At 69.5% G+C, this 15,086-nt stretch carries 17 protein-coding genes; 10 read left to right on the top strand and 7 right to left on the bottom strand.

Annotated features, from left to right (window positions below; genetic code table 11):
• Positions 1 to 12: 12 nt before the first annotated feature.
• Positions 13 to 330, bottom strand: a complete 318-nt coding sequence (locus tag C9I47_RS09920) for a DUF2388 domain-containing protein (RefSeq protein ID WP_111266598.1) — start codon at positions 328 to 330, stop codon at positions 13 to 15.
• A gap of 278 nt (positions 331 to 608) precedes the next feature.
• On the opposite strand from C9I47_RS09920, the gene C9I47_RS09915 reads away from it, so the two are divergent.
• The 3 genes from C9I47_RS09915 to C9I47_RS09905 all read left to right on the top strand — a co-directional run bounded on the left by C9I47_RS09915 (position 609) and on the right by C9I47_RS09905 (position 3,002).
• Positions 609 to 1,142: a riboflavin biosynthesis protein RibA gene (locus C9I47_RS09915; protein ID WP_111266597.1), complete on the top strand. Its 534-nt coding sequence runs from the start codon at positions 609 to 611 to the stop codon at positions 1,140 to 1,142.
• A gap of 150 nt (positions 1,143 to 1,292) precedes the next feature.
• A complete protein-coding gene (locus C9I47_RS09910; protein ID WP_111266596.1) occupies positions 1,293 to 1,994 on the top strand; it encodes a DUF3011 domain-containing protein in 702 nt (233 codons plus the stop codon).
• An 84-nt stretch (positions 1,995 to 2,078) separates the two neighbouring features.
• On the top strand, positions 2,079 to 3,002 hold the full coding sequence (locus C9I47_RS09905) for a dienelactone hydrolase family protein (RefSeq protein ID WP_111266595.1): 924 nt from the start codon (positions 2,079 to 2,081) through the stop codon (positions 3,000 to 3,002).
• 62 nt (positions 3,003 to 3,064) lie between these two features.
• On the opposite strand, the gene C9I47_RS09900 is transcribed toward C9I47_RS09905, so the two are convergent.
• A complete protein-coding gene (locus tag C9I47_RS09900) occupies positions 3,065 to 4,147 on the bottom strand; it encodes an oxidoreductase (protein ID WP_111266594.1) in 1,083 nt (360 codons plus the stop codon).
• Between the two features lie 204 nt (positions 4,148 to 4,351).
• Here C9I47_RS09900 and C9I47_RS09895 point away from each other — a divergent pair, with 204 nt between their 5' ends.
• Positions 4,352 to 4,795, top strand: coding sequence for a hypothetical protein (locus C9I47_RS09895; protein ID WP_145985477.1), 444 nt, complete (start codon positions 4,352 to 4,354; stop codon positions 4,793 to 4,795).
• 30 nt (positions 4,796 to 4,825) lie between these two features.
• Here the strand turns inward: C9I47_RS09895 and C9I47_RS09890 are convergent, their stop codons facing one another.
• On the bottom strand, positions 4,826 to 5,722 hold the full coding sequence (locus tag C9I47_RS09890; RefSeq protein WP_111266592.1) for a hypothetical protein: 897 nt from the start codon (positions 5,720 to 5,722) through the stop codon (positions 4,826 to 4,828).
• 98 nt (positions 5,723 to 5,820) lie between these two features.
• Positions 5,821 to 6,360, bottom strand: a complete 540-nt coding sequence (locus C9I47_RS09885; RefSeq protein WP_223250084.1) for an LEA type 2 family protein — start codon at positions 6,358 to 6,360, stop codon at positions 5,821 to 5,823.
• 175 nt (positions 6,361 to 6,535) lie between these two features.
• Here C9I47_RS09885 and C9I47_RS09880 point away from each other — a divergent pair, with 175 nt between their 5' ends.
• Positions 6,536 to 7,129 carry a DUF4136 domain-containing protein gene (locus C9I47_RS09880; protein WP_111266590.1) on the top strand — a complete coding sequence of 198 codons (594 nt, stop codon included), beginning with the start codon at positions 6,536 to 6,538 and terminating at the stop codon, positions 7,127 to 7,129.
• Positions 7,130 to 7,214: 85 nt separating this feature from the next.
• Here the strand turns inward: C9I47_RS09880 and C9I47_RS09875 are convergent, their stop codons facing one another.
• Positions 7,215 to 7,874, bottom strand: coding sequence for a hypothetical protein (locus C9I47_RS09875; protein ID WP_111266589.1), 660 nt, complete (start codon positions 7,872 to 7,874; stop codon positions 7,215 to 7,217).
• A 135-nt stretch (positions 7,875 to 8,009) separates the two neighbouring features.
• Between C9I47_RS09875 and sstT the strand changes: the two genes are divergently transcribed.
• On the top strand, positions 8,010 to 9,257 hold the full coding sequence (gene sstT, locus C9I47_RS09870; RefSeq protein WP_111266588.1) for a serine/threonine transporter SstT: 1,248 nt from the start codon (positions 8,010 to 8,012) through the stop codon (positions 9,255 to 9,257).
• A gap of 102 nt (positions 9,258 to 9,359) precedes the next feature.
• Here sstT and C9I47_RS09865 read toward each other — a convergent pair whose 3' ends face one another.
• Positions 9,360 to 10,067, bottom strand: coding sequence for a TonB family protein (locus C9I47_RS09865; RefSeq protein WP_111266587.1), 708 nt, complete (start codon positions 10,065 to 10,067; stop codon positions 9,360 to 9,362).
• Between the two features lie 243 nt (positions 10,068 to 10,310).
• Between C9I47_RS09865 and C9I47_RS09860 the strand changes: the two genes are divergently transcribed.
• The 4 genes from C9I47_RS09860 (at position 10,311) to soxR (ending at position 14,504) form a co-directional block, all read left to right on the top strand.
• On the top strand, positions 10,311 to 10,928 hold the full coding sequence (locus C9I47_RS09860) for an HD domain-containing protein (RefSeq protein WP_111266586.1): 618 nt from the start codon (positions 10,311 to 10,313) through the stop codon (positions 10,926 to 10,928).
• A 424-nt stretch (positions 10,929 to 11,352) separates the two neighbouring features.
• Positions 11,353 to 12,636, top strand: a complete 1,284-nt coding sequence (locus C9I47_RS09855; RefSeq protein WP_111268072.1) for an MFS transporter — start codon at positions 11,353 to 11,355, stop codon at positions 12,634 to 12,636.
• 137 nt (positions 12,637 to 12,773) lie between these two features.
• Positions 12,774 to 13,982, top strand: coding sequence for a glycosyltransferase (locus C9I47_RS09850; RefSeq protein ID WP_111266585.1), 1,209 nt, complete (start codon positions 12,774 to 12,776; stop codon positions 13,980 to 13,982).
• Positions 13,983 to 14,066: 84 nt separating this feature from the next.
• The gene (gene soxR / locus C9I47_RS09845; protein ID WP_111268071.1) at positions 14,067 to 14,504 is read left to right on the top strand and encodes a redox-sensitive transcriptional activator SoxR; all 438 of its coding nucleotides are present in this window, start codon (positions 14,067 to 14,069) and stop codon (positions 14,502 to 14,504) included.
• Between the two features lie 261 nt (positions 14,505 to 14,765).
• On the opposite strand, the gene C9I47_RS09840 is transcribed toward soxR, so the two are convergent.
• The gene (locus tag C9I47_RS09840) at positions 14,766 to 15,077 is read right to left on the bottom strand and encodes an HPF/RaiA family ribosome-associated protein (RefSeq protein WP_111266584.1); all 312 of its coding nucleotides are present in this window, start codon (positions 15,075 to 15,077) and stop codon (positions 14,766 to 14,768) included.
• Positions 15,078 to 15,086 lie beyond the last annotated feature (9 nt).

The following is a 15,086-nucleotide window of genomic DNA, read 5'->3' as shown; positions in this document are numbered from 1 at the left end:
AGTTTCACCGCCTCAGAGCGCGAGGATGGCCTTCGCCAGCGCCATGTCGCTGGCGTCGCGCGCGTCCGCATCCTGCTCGCGCAGGTGCATCAGCGCCGCTTCCAGCTGGGCGCCGCGGATATGGCCGTCGCTGGCGACGAAGGCGGCCGCGTCTTCGCGCGCCTGCATCACCACCTTGTCGTTGCCCGAGGAGCTGTCGGAGGACGCCGAGGAGCCGGCCGATGAGGCGCCGGCCGAGGTGCCGGCGAAGCTGCTGGCCCGGACCGGGGCCGTGGACAGCACGAGAACGGACACGGCGGTGGCGAGGCTGGCGATGAGGAGGCGGTTCATTCCGGAAGCATCCTGTCGGAGAGTGGGGGACCGGCGAGAGGATACCCGCAATCGATTGCGCGGGGATGCGACGAGGTTGACCGAATCCCGCCGGATGCGACGCGCACCGACAGGTGATCCGCGTTCGCTTGGGGACGCCCGTTGCCCTTTGTGATCCGCACTTTCACGGTGTTGACGGATGGCTGAATCCCACCCTTGCAGGTTCACGTCATGGCGACCGCGTGGGGAGGACGCTGGGATCGGGCCGCGATCCGCGGCGACGCTGCAGAACCCAGGCGATGGCGCTGTCCCATGCCTTCTCCGGCGAGCTTCACTCGACCAAGGTGGCCGCCATCTTCGACGACGACGCGCGGGCGCGGGAGGTGGCGCGGCGGCTGCGGTTGGAGCTGGCCCTGGGACACGGTCAGGTCCGGGTGATCCATCCACGCGACCCGGTCCCGGGACGAAAGCTGGAGCCGGAGGTGTCCGGGATCCGCCGGACCCTGGTCCGCTCGCACCTGACGATGGGCGTTGGCGGCGCGCTGATCGGCGCGGCGTTGTTCGTGTTGCTGCGCGTGACCGGGGTGACGATGATCGTCAGCTCGGTCACGATCTCGTTGCTGGTCCTGATGTTCTACGGCGCGGTCTCGGGGTTGCTGATCGGTGGGCTGGTCGGCCTGCGGCCCGATCACGACGCCTATGTGCATACCGTGCTGAGCGAGGTGCGTCACGGCCGCGCCGCGGTGGTCGTCCACGCCCGCAACGGCGAAGAGCGCGATCGTGCCGACGCGATGCTGTCGGCGGCGGGGGCGACGACGGTGACCACGTTGTAGCGGCTCGTGGCGCTACGTGAATACAGGTGTCTGAAGGGGACAGCCGTTACCTGCGGTCACTGATTCGTCACGTGGCCGTTCCGTGGCCGGGGCTACAGTCGCCCGTTGCAGGGGGACCATCCGCTCCATTGCCAAAACGGAGGCGAGGATATGAGTCAGGGGATTCGCACTTCGATCTGTTGGACCTTGGGCATCGCCGCGCTGGCCTGGTCGACCGCGGCCCTGGCCGACTACCGGGTGACCTGCGAGAGCCGCGACAACCGCTATCAGCGATGTCCGTTGAACCAGCCCGGCTACGTGACCATGCACCGTCAGCTCTCCAATGCCCGCTGCCGCAAGGGACGCGACTGGGACTACGACCGTCGCGAGATCTGGGTGGACGATGGCTGTCGTGCCGAGTTCAACGTGGCGACCTACGGCCACGAGCATCATCGCGGCTCATCGCACGGCGGCTCCTCCCGTCACGACGACCACAAGGACGCCAAGGTCGCCGCCGGCGTGCTGGTCGGTGCGGCGGTGTTGGGCGCGCTGATCCACAACGCCAACAAGCATGACGCCAAGTACGACGACGAGGGCTACCAGGGCGCGCGCCACAACTCCTACGTACCTGCCTGGATGGTCGGCACCTTCACCGGCTACAACCCGATCCACAACGCCAGCATCCGCATGACGATCAGCCGCGACGGCGAGATGACCGCGGTGGCCGATGGACAGACCCTGCGCGGCTGGGTCAACGGCGGCGAGCTGCATGTCGGCAGCGAGGTGTTCACCATCAGCCAGAGCCGCGACGGCTTCGTGACCTCGCAGGTCGGCGACCGGCACAACCAGGTGCACTACCACCGCACCCGCTGACGACGCAGCGGCGACCGCGTCTTTTCGGCGCGCTAACGCGGTGACGGATACCTTGCCGGTTCCGTCACCGTCCGGGGCTCTGCCATGTCGAACCGAGGCCGGCCACGCGCCAGCGACTTCGATCCGGAACTGTTGCGCTTGTTCGACCAGTACGTGCACGGGGCGATCGATCGTCGCGGCTTCCTCGGCGGCGCCGCGCGGTTTGCGGTCGGCGGCGCCGGCGCGGCTGGATTGCTGGCCGCGTTGACGCCCGATTTCGCCGCCGCCCGCCAGGTCGATCCCGACGACCCGCGCCTGCGGACCGGCTACCGCGAGTATGCCTCGCCGAAGGGATACGGCCGCGCCCGCGGATACCTGGCACGACCGGCGAAGGCCGGGGGCGCGCTGCCGACGGTGCTGGTGGTTCACGAGAACCGCGGCCTGAACCCGCATATCGAGGACGTGACCCGGCGTCTTGCGCTGGAGGACTTCATCGCCTTCGCCCCCGACGCGCTGTTCCCGCTGGGCGGCTATCCCGGCGACGAGGACGCCGCGCGCGCCCTGTTTCCGCAGCTCGACCAGGCCCGGACGCGCGAGGATTTCCTCGCCGCGGCGGCGTGGCTGCAGACGATCGAAGGCGGCAACGGGCGCCTGGGCGTGGTCGGGTTCTGCTATGGCGGCTCGATGGCCAACCATCTGGCCACCCGCCTGCCCGGCCTCGCCGCGGCGGCGCCGTTCTATGGCAGCGCCCCGCCGCTGGACGAGGTGCCGCGGATCAGGGCCGAGCTGCTGGTGGTGCTGGCCGCCGACGACCCGCGGGTCAACCGCGGCTGGCCCGACTACGAGGCGGCGCTGAAGTCGGTCGGGGTGCGCCATGAACTGTTCCAGCCCGAGGGCACATTGCACGGCTTCAACAACGACACCACGCCGCGCCATCACGAGGTCGCCGCGGCGCAGGCGTGGACGAAGCTGTTGGCGCTGTTCGAGCGACGCCTGCGCGATCCGGCCCCGACGGCGTCGCCCGCCTGAGGGAAGCCGCGGCCGCCGCTCCGTCGCCTGGTTGGCGGGCTCTCGGCGGGCTCTCGGTGGGCTCAGGAGGAAAAGGCGGCGATCTCGGACTCGGTCAGCGCCGGCGCGACCGCATGGCCGCTTTCAGCCGATACGATCGCCGCTTCCATCACCGCCATCACCGCGATCGCCTGGGCCGGCGGCACCGGGTTCGCGCCGCGGCCGCGCACCGCGCGGGCGACGGCGGCGTAGAAGCAGGATTGGTCGCCGGTCGGCGCCGGGACCGGTCGCGGCGCGGACGCGCCGTCGTACACCAGCAGCGGGTCCGGGTCGTGTCCCCAGTCGGGGTCGCCAGGGCGTGTTCCGGCCAGCAACTGGGCTTCCTGCGGGTCGGCGGCCGGCTTCGACGCGCTGCCGCCGCTGCCGTGCAGCAGGAAGCGGGCATGGCCGCCGGCGGCGAGCATGCCGGCGTGCAGCACGCTGCGACGCGCGCCGTGTTCCAGTACCACGTGGGCCCAGTCCGGGGTGCTGGCGCCCTCGCGCTGCAGTGCGAACGAGGCCATCACCCGGTCGGGCAGGCCGAACAACTGCAGCGCCTGATCGACCAGATGCGGGCCCAGGTCCCACCACAGCCCGCTGCCGGGACCGGCCTGTTCGCGCCAGCGCAGCCGTACATGCGGACGGAAGCGTTCCAGCCGCGACTCGAGATGCATGGGCTCGCCGACCATGCCCTTGTCGATGGCATTGCGGATCGCGAGAAAGTCGCTGTCCCAGCGCCGGTTCTGGAACACCGAGAGCACCCTGCCGCGCGCCTCGGCCAGCGAGGCCAGCTCGCGCGCGTCGTCGAGCGAAAGGGTGAATGGCTTGTCCACCACCACGTGGCGGCCGGCCGACAGCGCCGCCTGCGCCAGCGGCACGTGGCTGTCGTTGGGTGAGGCGATCACCACCAGTTCGATCCCCGGCGCGGTGATCGCGCGCAGCGGGTCGGCGATCACCTCGACCTGCGGCAGCTCGGCATTGACCTTGGACGCATCGCCGGAGGCGACCACGCTCAGTGCCAGCTCCGGCACCGCCCGGATCAGCGGCGTGTGGAAGGTCCGGCCGGCGAATCCGTATCCGATCAGGGCCACCTTGACCGGTTCGGCTGAAGCTGGGGCGACGGGCATGGGCAGCGACTCCGCGGGGCAAAACGCACAGACTGACACGGTGCGTGACAACGGCGCGTGCAGGCGGCCGGGTCGGGGCACGCGCCGGCGACGCGCCCGGCTTGGCCGGCGAATTGCGTTCTACTCAGGAGCCAGGCCGCGACAGGCCGGTGCGGCGACGCCCGCGCCCGGCCGGTGTCCCTCCCGAACGTATCGGAGTCCGCGATGTCAAAGAGTTCCGAACCCCGAATCCTGGCCGAAGCCCGCCTGGGGTCGCTGGACCGGAACATGGATGCGATGGAGGCGGAAATGAGGCGGCTGATCCGTGCCCAGGGCGAGGGGCCGACCCACGCCCGCTGGCGCGGTGCGGCGTCCGAGCGCTTCTGCCGGCAGGTACTGGATGCGCTGGACTGCTTCCCCGAGGTCCTGCCCGAACCGCTGGACGCCGCCGACGTGCGCAAGATCATCGAGGCCGAGCTGCAGTCGATCGAACGCCTGCGCCTGCGTCGCGACCGTCTGCACCGGCTGGCCGAGCATGCCGACGCGGTGCTGGCGGCGGCCGGCGGCAACGTGATGGAAACCACGATGGAGGCCTACATGCTGCTGGCCCGCGCCAACCGTGCGCGCGGCATCACCGTGTTGTCGGGCTGGGACGACCTGCTGCCCTGAACCGTCTCCGCCGGACCGCCACGGCCGCGTTCAGCGGCGTCGACGGATCGCGCGGAACGTGGTGCCCAGCCGGGCGGCGGCGTAGGCGGGGTGGCTGTCGCGCAACGAGGGCTCGCGGTCGTCGGAGGGGGCCGGATCGCCCAGCCGCTTCTGTTTGCGTTCGGACATCTCGATCAGCGCCAGGGTGTTGCGGTAGTGGACGCGGGCCCGGCCCCTGTCCGGGCACAGGGTGCGGATGCGATCGCGCAGATCGGAGCCGCGGGTGCGCCGCCAGTGGCGGGGCCAGTCCAGCACCTTGCCGCCGAAATCGCGCGCAAGCCCCGGTTTGAGGTGGCGGTCGAAGTCCAGCACGAAACGCTCGGGAATCGTCTGGTCCATGAACGAGTCGCACAGGCTGGCGCCGATCAGGGTCTGCTCCCGCTCCAGTGTCGCCGCCTGGATCAGCGGCGGCCCCAGAAACAGGCTGCGGGTGGTGTCGAGCAGAGCCGGCCCCATCGCCAGCGCGCCGCGCAACGGCAGGCCCACCTCGATACTGCGGCAGACCAGTTCGTTGCAGACGCTGAGCAGGTTGTCGCAGGGGACGGTGGTGTGCTGCCAGCCCGACTCGGGGTCGCGCGCCAGCCCGGCGCGCGCGGCCGGATCGAGGTCGCGCGACTCCGGCCACCAGCGCGCCGTCCACACCACCACCGAATCGCTGGCGTAGGCGCCGTCGATGCGGTTGAGGATGAAGATGTCGCCATCCTCGGTCCAGTACGCCGACTCGCGGAAACTCAATTGTCCGAACAGGCTGGCGGAGTTGGCGTTGAAGCGGTCGACCGCTTCGATCAGCCTGCGGTAGCGGTGTTCGATCGCGTCCAGCCCGAGGCGCTCGGACGCCTGCTTGAAGCCGAGAATGTCGAAGAACGCGACGGTGTATTCAGGATGCACCTGGCTGCCCGCTGTCGATCGCTGCCGCCCGACCGGAGCTTCCTTGATACCCCAGGCGTCTAGAGCAGGGCCTCGAATCGGCGCGGGCGCGGCGGGGTTCAGCGCTCGCCGGGAGCGCCCAGCTGTCGCGACAGATCCAGCGTGCCGCTGTCGCCGAAGCGGCGGGTGCCGAACAGACCGCCCTCCAGCTTGCCTTCGACGCGGTAGCGCCAGTCCGGCCGACCCTCGCCTAGGAGTGCGATCTGGCGGGCCATGTCCAGCGCCGATACCGTGACCGGAATGGTCACCACGCTCTCGCCGTAGCGGGGCACGGTGCCGGCCACGTCGCTGACCCCGCTGGCCAGGCGGCGCCCGTTGAGCTCCAGTTGCAGGGCCGCGCCCCGGTAGTCGATCGCGCTGTCGTTGGGGTTCTGGATGCGCAGCTTCACCGCCAGGCGCAGCTCCATGCCTTCGCCGGGCAGGGCCTCGATGCCGGCGACGTCGATGTCCAGCGGGTCGCGGTAGGGCAGGCTGGCGCAGCCGGCCATCAGTGCCAGCGCCATCGCGATCACCGCCATCGCCGCCCGGGCGATCGCGGACCGGTGCCGGGATCGGCGAGGGCGCCGGCAAGCGTGGACGATGGCTTCGGTTTCGCGCATGCGCATCTGCTGCCTCCGCTGTGGCCGCTGGGGCCGTTGTGTGCAGTCTGCCACGCGGTGGCGATACGCGTGCCGCGATTCGCGGGATCGGACAGCCCCGGTGATTCCATGTCGACGCCGGCGGGTGTAGCGTTCGAACCACCGGTCGAACGGACCGCCCACGTCGAGGCCCGTCATGCGAATGTCCCACCGAATCGTCCGCTTCACCCTGGCCTGCGTCGCGATCGCGTTGCTGGCGTCCTGCGCGACCGGACCGCGGGTGCGCACCGAACTCGATCCCGAGGCGGACTTCGCGCGCTACCGCAGCTATGCCTTCTACCAGCCGCTGGCGATGGAGGAGTCCGGCTACACCACCTATCTGACCGAGCGGATCAGGGCCTCGGTCCGCCGCGAGATGGACGCGCGCGGCTATGTGTTCGACGAGCAGTCGCCGGACCTGAGGGTGAACTTCCAGGCGGTCGTGCAGGAGAAGACCGATGTCTACAGCATCCCGCGCACCGACATGCAGTATTTCTACAGCTACCGCCATCGCCACTACGTCGCGGTGCCGGTCTGGTACGACCAGGCCCAGGTCAGCCAGTACACCGAGGGCACGCTGACGATCGACCTGGTCGATGCCCGCCGCAACCGGCTGGTGTGGACCGGCGATGCGATCGGACGGGTGGTCCAGCGCAGCCCGCAGGAGCGTTCGGCCGCGGCCGACCAGGCGGTCACCGCGATCTTCGCGCAGTTCCCGTTCGCGTCCGGGACGAGTCCGGGCGCGCCGTAACCGTCACCCGGACCGGGCCACACGCTGCCCGGCCGCCGGCTGCATGGGCGCCCGATTCGGCGCCGGTTGGGGCCGGGCCTGATTCCTAGCGGGCCCGGTCCTGGTCGGGGCTGGCGCTGCCGGCGTGGCGCAGACGGGTGCCGCGCGCCTTGGTCACCGCCAGCACGCCGAAATAGAACACGCCGAACGCGATCACCGTCTGCGGCTTGCTCACCCACAGGCCGCCGCCGGGCAGGGCGGCCTCGGCGACGATCGACGGGGTCATGCCCAGCCGCGGTATCGGCAGGAACACGGTGGCGAAGGCGCCGGCCAGATAGGCCATCACCCCGACTGCCCATTCCGAGTGCATCTGCTGGCGGCGTTGCTCCGGCGGCAATGGCTGGAATGCCAGCCAGGCCTTGCCCAGCACCAGCCAGCCGAATGCCAGCAACGGCCACCAGGCCCGGAACTGCCACGTCCATGCGGCGATGAACAGCAGGTACATGGCGGCGAAACCGCCGACCGCGGCGAGTTTCTTGCGGCGACTGGAGGCGGCGTTCAGCGCGATCGAGCCGATCATCGCCGACGCGTGCAACAGCACGAACTCGACCATCATCATCAACATGCCGGTGCGGATCGCGCCGGCCCCCGGCAGTTGCGGCGCGATCCACACCAGGGCGAAGAATCCGGCGGTGAGCGCGTCGGGCAGGGCGCCGATCCAGCGCCCGAGGCGGGCGGTCGGCGGGACGGTATTGGTTGACGGCAACGTGAGCCTCCCCGGTCGCACGATACCCGCGATCCTAGCGTCCCCGGCCGCCGGATGTCCGATCGCGAGGGACCGGACTTGCCGGACCGCCGCGTTCGGGCGAGGATGCGGCGCAACCCGAACACAGGCGCGCGCATGACCGCACCCGACAAGCTCTCACCCCAGCGCATCGCTCCGGACAATCCGGTGCTGCGCTTCCTGTTCGGAACCAGCCTGGTCGTACAGATCCTGGTCGGACTTCTCGTCGGCATCGCCCTGGCATGGTGGTGGCCGACGGCCGCGAAGTCGGTCGGCCTGCTCGGGACGGTGTTCGTCTCGGCGCTGAAGGCGGTCGCACCGGTGCTGGTCCTGGTGCTGGTCACTGCGGCGATCGCCAACCACCAGAAAGGCAAGTCGACCCACATCCGTCCGATCCTCGGCCTGTACCTGGCCGGTACCCTGATCGCGGCGCTGGTTGCGGTGAGCGCCAGTTTCCTGTTTCCGTCATCGCTGAAGCTGGTCGAGTCCGGCGTCGAGATGGCGCCGCCTTCGGGCATCGTCGAGGTGCTGCGCACGCTGCTGCTGAAGATCGTCGACAACCCGGTCAACGCGCTGCGCGACGGCAACTTCGTCGGCATCCTGGCGTGGGCGGTGGGGCTGGGCATCGCCCTGCGCCACGCCGGCGACGGCACCCGGGCGATGGTCACCGACCTGGCCGGCGCGGTGACCTTCATCGTGCGGCTGGTGATCCGCTTCGCGCCGCTGGGCATCCTGGGACTGGTCGCGGCGACCCTGGCCGAGTCCGGCTTCGGCGCCTTGTTGGACTACCTGCGCCTGCTGGCGGTGCTGGTCGGCAGCATGCTGTTCGTCGCGCTGGTGGCGAATCCGCTGATCGTGCTGGCGATGACCCGGCGCAATCCCTACCCGCTGGTGCTGACCTGCCTGCGCGACAGCGGCATCACCGCGTTCTTCACCCGCAGCTCGGCGGCCAACATCCCGGTCAATCTCGACCTGTGCCGGCGCCTGGAGTTGCCCGAGGACACCTATTCGGTATCGATCCCGCTCGGCGCGACGATCAACATGGCCGGCGCGGCAATCACGATCACGGTGCTGGCGCTGGCCGCCGTGCATACCCTGAACATCGAGGTCGACCTGGCGACCGCACTGCTGCTGAGCGTGGTCGCGGCGGTGGCGGCCTGCGGCGCTTCCGGCGTGGCCGGCGGCTCGCTGTTGCTGGTGCCGCTGGCCTGCGGCATGTTCGGCATTTCCAACGATGTGGCGATGCAGGTGGTCGCGATCGGCTTCATCATCGGCGTGGTGCAGGACTCCTGCGAGACCGCGCTCAATTCCTCGACCGACGTGCTGTTCACCGCGGCCGCGTGCCGCTCGGTGCGCGCGGACTGAGCGGAAGCGGTATCGCCGAACCAGGCGACAATGAGGCGGGAGAGCTCCCGCAGGTCCCTCTCCCGGGGCGGTTTCAACGCCGGGAGAGGGGCGCGTGCATTCCTAGTTGCTGGCGAACTGGCCGATACCGGTGTCGACCCGGGCGGCGGGATCCACAGCGACGATGTCCATGCGATTGAAGTTCTTCGCGTCCGGGCCCTGCCAGGCGCAGGTGGACAGGGTCGGCGTGGTCGCCATGAAGCACACCGGCAGCACCACGGTGCTGGCGATGGCGGTGCCGTTCACGGTCTCGGGCTTGAAGCGCCAGTCGCGGGCGGCATCGCGGGCGGCGTTGGCGAGGGTGCGCGAGGCGCGTTGGCGTTCGCCGTAGAACGCAACATCGGTGACCTCGCCGCGGGCGTCGACCGCCAGTTGCAGGACCACGATGCCGCCTTCGCCACGGCGCAGCTCGCTGGTCGGGTAGGCCGGGTTGCTGAGACTGGCGACGCCCGGGCCGGTGGTGGCGGAAAGTACCTTCAGCATCCCGTCGGGACCGCGATTGCCGGCGGTGGTGATGCGCAGATAGGTGCGGGTGGCGGCCGGCTGGCCGTCGAACGTGGCAGGGGTGAACGCCCATTGCCCGATGCGTGCTTCCAGTTCCTTGCGCAGTTCCGCGGGCATGGTTTCGGTCGGCTCGATGGCGGTGACCTGGCCGCGGGCGTCGAGGTCCAGCGCGAAGGTGTGGGCGGCCGGCTGGCCGGCGTCGGCCGCCTGAGCGAAGAGCGTGGCGCCGGCGGCCAGCAGGGATGCGAACAGAATGGCGTGCTTCATCGAAATCCTCCCAGGCCGCGCGGCCTAACATAAGTGCGTTACGCATGAATGACAGCGCGTTGGGGCGCCGCGTGGGTTACAGGGTTATTTCAATCCAGGCTTTTATTGATCAGCGGTCTGCTTATGCCGACAAACGGTTGTTGATGCGGCCATGTGCCGATCGCGTGGCGGCGCCCGCCGCGGTCGGGGGCGGGCATGGCTATGCTGTGCTCCGGTCGAAACGACAAAGAAAGCGGACGCCGCATGTCATCGCTACAACTGCCTCCGGCCCAGCGGGCGCGACTGGAGGCCGCCTACGCCGAGCCGCCGCGTGCCTACCACCACTTCGGCCACGTGCAGGAAGTGCTCGGGCATTGCCGTGAGGTCGCCGCCGGTCCCGGCTGGCGACAGCCGCGCGAGGTCGAGCTGGCGGTGCTGTATCACGATGCGATCTACGTGCCGGGACGCAGCGACAACGAATCGCGCTCGGCGGCCTTCGCGGTCGAGGAGATCGGACGCTGGCTGCCTGACGCCGGGATCGACGCCGATCGGGTGGCGGCCCTGATCGAGCTGACCGCACGGCACGGCCAGTTCGTGGCGTCGGATTTCGATTCCGACCCGGCGCCGGACGACGTGCGCCACTTCCTCGACTGCGACATGGCGATCCTGGGGGCCGATCCGGCACGGTTCGACGCCTACGACCGCGGCATCGCCAGCGAGTACCGCGGGCGTGTTCCGGCCTGGCTGTTCCGCCTCAACCGCCGCCGCTTCGTCAAGGCCCTGTTGCAACGCGAGCGGATCTACCTCAGCGAGTTCTTCCACCAGCGCCTGGAGGCGCGCGCGCGCGCCAACCTGCGACGGCTGATCACCCACAAACGCTAGCGGTATCGCGGCTCACGCCGCTCCTACGAGATAGGTATGGATGGCCCAGCCCCCTGAGTCAGGGGGCGATTCGCGCCGCAGGCGCGAGTGGGGGTGTGGCAACGCAACGGTGGGGCCCAAGGTTTGCCCAGCAAACTTTGGGAGATATCCGGGCGCAGCCCGGGAATCGCGGCTCACGCCGCTACTACGGAGCCCGTCCTGCTTCCGAATTTCCCGCAGGAGCGGCGTAGGCCGCGATGGGATTTCATGGGACGGCTATCGCGCCTTATGCCTCTCCTACGGCATGACGGACAATGACGGGCCCGCACGGGGCGATGTCGATCCCGGCGTACCCCGGGTGGATGCGGGCACCGCCACAGTCCCTACAATCGGGGCTGGAACCTCCAACATGCTTCGGGGAAGGGCGCGGATGAACGACGTGGTGATGAGCGACAAAGCGGTCGGGCTGTCGGGCGCCAATTCGAAGTGGCGGGTACTGTTCGCCAGCCTGATCGGCACCACGATCGAGTTCTTCGACTTCTACATCTACGCGACCGCCGCGGTGCTGGTGTTTCCGGCGCTGTTCTTTCCCGCCGGCGATCCGGCTTCCTCGACCCTGCAGTCGTTGGCGACCTTCGCGCTGGCGTTCCTGGCGCGGCCGATCGGCTCGGCGGTGTTCGGCCATTTCGGTGATCGCATCGGGCGCAAGGCGACCCTGGTCGCCGCGCTGCTGACGATGGGGTTGTCGACGGTCGCGATCGGCCTGCTGCCGACCTATGCGCAATGGGGCGTGACCGCGCCCGCGCTGCTGGCGTTGTGCCGTTTCGGCCAGGGGCTGGGATTGGGCGGCGAGTGGGGTGGGGCGGTGTTGCTGGCGACCGAGAACGCGCCGCCGGGCAAGCGCGCCTGGTACGGGATGTTTCCGCAGCTGGGGGCGCCGTTGGGGTTCTTCCTCGCCACCGGCACCTTCCTGCTGCTGACCGCGTCGATGGACGATGCGGCGTTCTTCGCCTGGGGCTGGCGGGTACCGTTCATCGGCAGCGCCGTGCTGGTCTTTCTCGGCCTGTGGATCCGTCTGCGGATCAGCGAGACGCCGGCGTTCCAGCGCGTGCTGGAACGGCAGGAGCGGGTGAGGATGCCGATGCTGGAAGTGCTGGTCCGGCATCCGCGCGCGTTGCTGATCGGCACCGCCTCGGCGCTGGCGACCTTCGTGCTGTTCTATCTGATGACGGTGTTCGCGCTGAGCTGGGGCACGTCGCAGCTGGGCTACAGCCGCGAGCAGTTCCTGTGGATGCAGATGGCCGGCGTGGTCTGCTTCGGGCTGAGCATTCCACTGGCCGCGCACTATGCCGACCGGGTCGGACGCCGGCGGATGATGCTGCTGGCGACGCTGGCGATCATGCTGTTCGGCCTGGCGTTCGCGCCGTTGTTCGTCGCCGGCAGCGGCGTCGGCGTCATGCTGTTCCTGGCCCTGGGGCTGGGCATCATGGGCCTGACCTACGGACCACTGGGGACGATCCTGGCCGAACTGTTCCCGGCCGAGGTGCGCTACAGCGGCGCTTCGCTGGCGTTCAACCTGTCGGGCATCTTCGGCGCCTCGCTGGCGCCGTACGCGGCGACCTGGCTGGCCGCTCACCACGGACTGGGCGCGGTCGGCGCTTACCTGGTCGTGGCCGCGGTGCTGACCCTGCTGGCCCTGTTGGCGGTGCCGCGTCGGCTGCACGACTAGGCGCGGCACGGGCGGTCGACGGTATCGCCGGCGCATGTGTCAGGCGTGTGACCGTATTCATCCGCCGGTGCCGTCAGCGCCGGGCGTCATGGCCGGCATGCAACCTGTCTGTCATCGCATCGACATAGCCTTCCGGGATGAACATCCTGATGCTGTCGGACGTCTATTTCCCCCGTGTGAACGGGGTGTCCACCTCGATCCGTACATTCGCCCAGGCGTTGCTGCGGATGGGGCACAAGGTGACCCTGGTCGCGCCGGACTACGGTAGCCACGACAGCGACGGGGAAGGCGGCGATGACCCGGCGCAGGCTCCGGCCGTCAATGACGACCTGGCGGGGCTGGAATTGATCCGGCTGCCGTCCAGCGTGATCTTCTTCGACCCCGAGGACCGCCTGATCCGGGCGTCGGCATTGCGGCGGATCCTGCCCAGGCTGGCGGCGCGCAGCTGGGACGTGGTGCACATCCACACCCCGTTCCGCGCGCATCGGCTCGGCGTGCAGCTGTCGGAGCTGACCGGGGTGCCAACGGTCGAGACCTACCACACCTATTTCGAGGAGTACGTCGCCCACTACCTGCCGTGGCTGCCGGGCGCGCTGCTGCGGATGGGCGCGCGTCGCGCGTCGCGCATGCTCTGCCACGGTGTCGATCACCTGATCGTGCCGAGCCGGCAGATGGTCGAGGTGCTCGATCGCTACGGCATCCAGACGCCGTCGACGGTGATCCCGACCGGCATCGACCTGGACGAGTTCAAGGGTGGCGACGGCGAGGAGTTCCGGCAGCGCTACGGGATCGATCCGGCGCGACCGACCCTGGTGACGGTCAGCCGGCTGGCGGTGGAAAAGAACATCGGCTTCCTGATCGACGTGGTCAAGCGGCTGGTGCCGGAGTTTCCGCAGCTGCTCTTCATCATTGCCGGAGAAGGGCCGGACGCGCCGCGGCTCAAGCAACTGGTCCAGCGTCAGGGACTGGGCGACAACGTGCGCTTCTTCGGCAATCTCGATCGACGCGGGGCGCTGCTGGATGCCTATCGCGCCGGCGACGTGTTCGTGTTCGCCTCGCCGACGGAAACCCAGGGGCTGGTGCTGACCGAGGCGATGGCGCTGGGCGTGCCGGTCGTCTCCACCGCGGTGATGGGGACCGCGACGGTGTTGCGCGATACCCGCAGCGCGGTGATCAGCGGCGAGGACGTGGGCGAGTTCGCCACCCACGTGGCCGGCTTGCTGCGCTCGGAGCAGCGCCGCGCCGAGCTGTCGGCGCTGGGCCCCGGCGATGCCGCCGCCTGGAGCACGACCACCTTGATGGGGCGCGTGGTCGGCCTCTATCAACAGCTGATCGACGAGGTCTGAGCGGCCGCGTGGGCTTGCGGTCGCGCGCATGCGGCGCGACCATGAATCCTCGATATTGCTTGAGGTTCAATGCGGGCGATGGGCATGCAATCGGAACTGAGCGTCGGCGAACTCGCCGAACGCAGCGGGGTCGCGGTGTCGGCGCTGCACTTTTACGAGACCAAGGGGCTGATCCACAGCCGCCGCACGGCGGGCAATCAACGCCGCTACGGTCGCGACACCCTGAGACGGCTGGCGGTGATCCGGGTCGCGCAGAGGGTCGGCATCCCGCTGGCGACGATCCGCGACGCGCTGGCGACCCTTCCGGACAATCGCACGCCGACCCGCAAGGACTGGATGCGCCTGTCGACGCGCTGGCGCGACGAACTGGACGAGCGCATCCATCGGCTGACCCAGCTGCGCGACAGCCTCGGCGGTTGCATCGGCTGCGGTTGCCTGTCGCTGGACCGGTGCCGGCTGGCCAATCCCGGCGACCGCCTGCATGAGAACGGTGCCGGCGCGCGACGCTGGGAGGAGGACTGAGGCGCGATAGACCATTGCCGATTCGGCACTCAGGCGGTCAGGAGACGGAGGGGGCGTCGAGACCGGGGCGATCCGGATTTTGCAGGAGCGGCGTAAGCCGCGATGAGGCTGTCATGGGAAAGCTCCATCGCGGCTCACGCCGCTCCTACGGGAGGATGCGCATGGGGGGCGCATCGGCAGGGTCCAGGGTTTGCGCTGCAGACTTTGGGGATTCCCGGGCGCCGCCCGGGAATCGTGACTGCGCCGCTCCCGCGGATGGGCTCAGTGGGTGAGCCGGCCCAGGGCGTGATCGAGGACCCGCTGCAGCTTGCGGGCGGCACCGGATACCGCGGAGGCGACGCTGTCGGCATCCTCGGAGGCGGTCATTGGCGGCAGGCCCTCCAGGCGCGCCTCCATCATGCAGTGCTTGTCGTTGCCCCCGGTCTTGCCACCGTTCTTGTCCCGCACGTGGACCTCGACCCGGGTGACCTGGTCGCCGAAGCGGTCGAGCGCGCTGGCGACCGCGGATTCGACGTGACGGGTCAGCGACTCGTCGTGCTGGACATGATTGTCGGTATTGATCTGTACCTTCATTGCGCCTCC

This window comes from Marilutibacter maris (genome assembly GCF_003233695.1).
GTDB classification, from domain to species: domain Bacteria; phylum Pseudomonadota; class Gammaproteobacteria; order Xanthomonadales; family Xanthomonadaceae; genus Marilutibacter; species Marilutibacter maris.
Note: the sequence above shows the minus strand (reverse complement) of the source record. Positions and strands in the feature narration are given on the sequence as shown.

What these genes read in the sequence shown, in the direction of transcription:
- C9I47_RS09885 (WP_223250084.1), bottom strand. Translation starts at nt 6,360, where the DNA reads ATGCGCGAAACCGAAGCCATCGTCCACGCTTGCCGGCGCCCTCGCCGA.
- C9I47_RS09860 (WP_111266586.1), top strand. Translation starts at nt 10,311, where the DNA reads ATGTCATCGCTACAACTGCCTCCGGCCCAGCGGGCGCGACTGGAGGCC.
- C9I47_RS09880 (WP_111266590.1), top strand. Translation starts at nt 6,536, where the DNA reads ATGCGAATGTCCCACCGAATCGTCCGCTTCACCCTGGCCTGCGTCGCG.
- C9I47_RS09910 (WP_111266596.1), top strand. Translation starts at nt 1,293, where the DNA reads ATGAGTCAGGGGATTCGCACTTCGATCTGTTGGACCTTGGGCATCGCC.
- soxR (WP_111268071.1), top strand. Translation starts at nt 14,067, where the DNA reads ATGCAATCGGAACTGAGCGTCGGCGAACTCGCCGAACGCAGCGGGGTC.
- C9I47_RS09840 (WP_111266584.1), bottom strand. Translation starts at nt 15,077, where the DNA reads ATGAAGGTACAGATCAATACCGACAATCATGTCCAGCACGACGAGTCG.
- C9I47_RS09920 (WP_111266598.1), bottom strand. Translation starts at nt 330, where the DNA reads ATGAACCGCCTCCTCATCGCCAGCCTCGCCACCGCCGTGTCCGTTCTC.
- C9I47_RS09865 (WP_111266587.1), bottom strand. Translation starts at nt 10,067, where the DNA reads ATGAAGCACGCCATTCTGTTCGCATCCCTGCTGGCCGCCGGCGCCACG.
- C9I47_RS09850 (WP_111266585.1), top strand. Translation starts at nt 12,774, where the DNA reads ATGAACATCCTGATGCTGTCGGACGTCTATTTCCCCCGTGTGAACGGG.
- C9I47_RS09915 (WP_111266597.1), top strand. Translation starts at nt 609, where the DNA reads ATGGCGCTGTCCCATGCCTTCTCCGGCGAGCTTCACTCGACCAAGGTG.
- sstT (WP_111266588.1), top strand. Translation starts at nt 8,010, where the DNA reads ATGACCGCACCCGACAAGCTCTCACCCCAGCGCATCGCTCCGGACAAT.
- C9I47_RS09900 (WP_111266594.1), bottom strand. Translation starts at nt 4,147, where the DNA reads ATGCCCGTCGCCCCAGCTTCAGCCGAACCGGTCAAGGTGGCCCTGATC.
- C9I47_RS09905 (WP_111266595.1), top strand. Translation starts at nt 2,079, where the DNA reads ATGTCGAACCGAGGCCGGCCACGCGCCAGCGACTTCGATCCGGAACTG.
- C9I47_RS09895 (WP_145985477.1), top strand. Translation starts at nt 4,352, where the DNA reads ATGTCAAAGAGTTCCGAACCCCGAATCCTGGCCGAAGCCCGCCTGGGG.
- C9I47_RS09855 (WP_111268072.1), top strand. Translation starts at nt 11,353, where the DNA reads ATGAGCGACAAAGCGGTCGGGCTGTCGGGCGCCAATTCGAAGTGGCGG.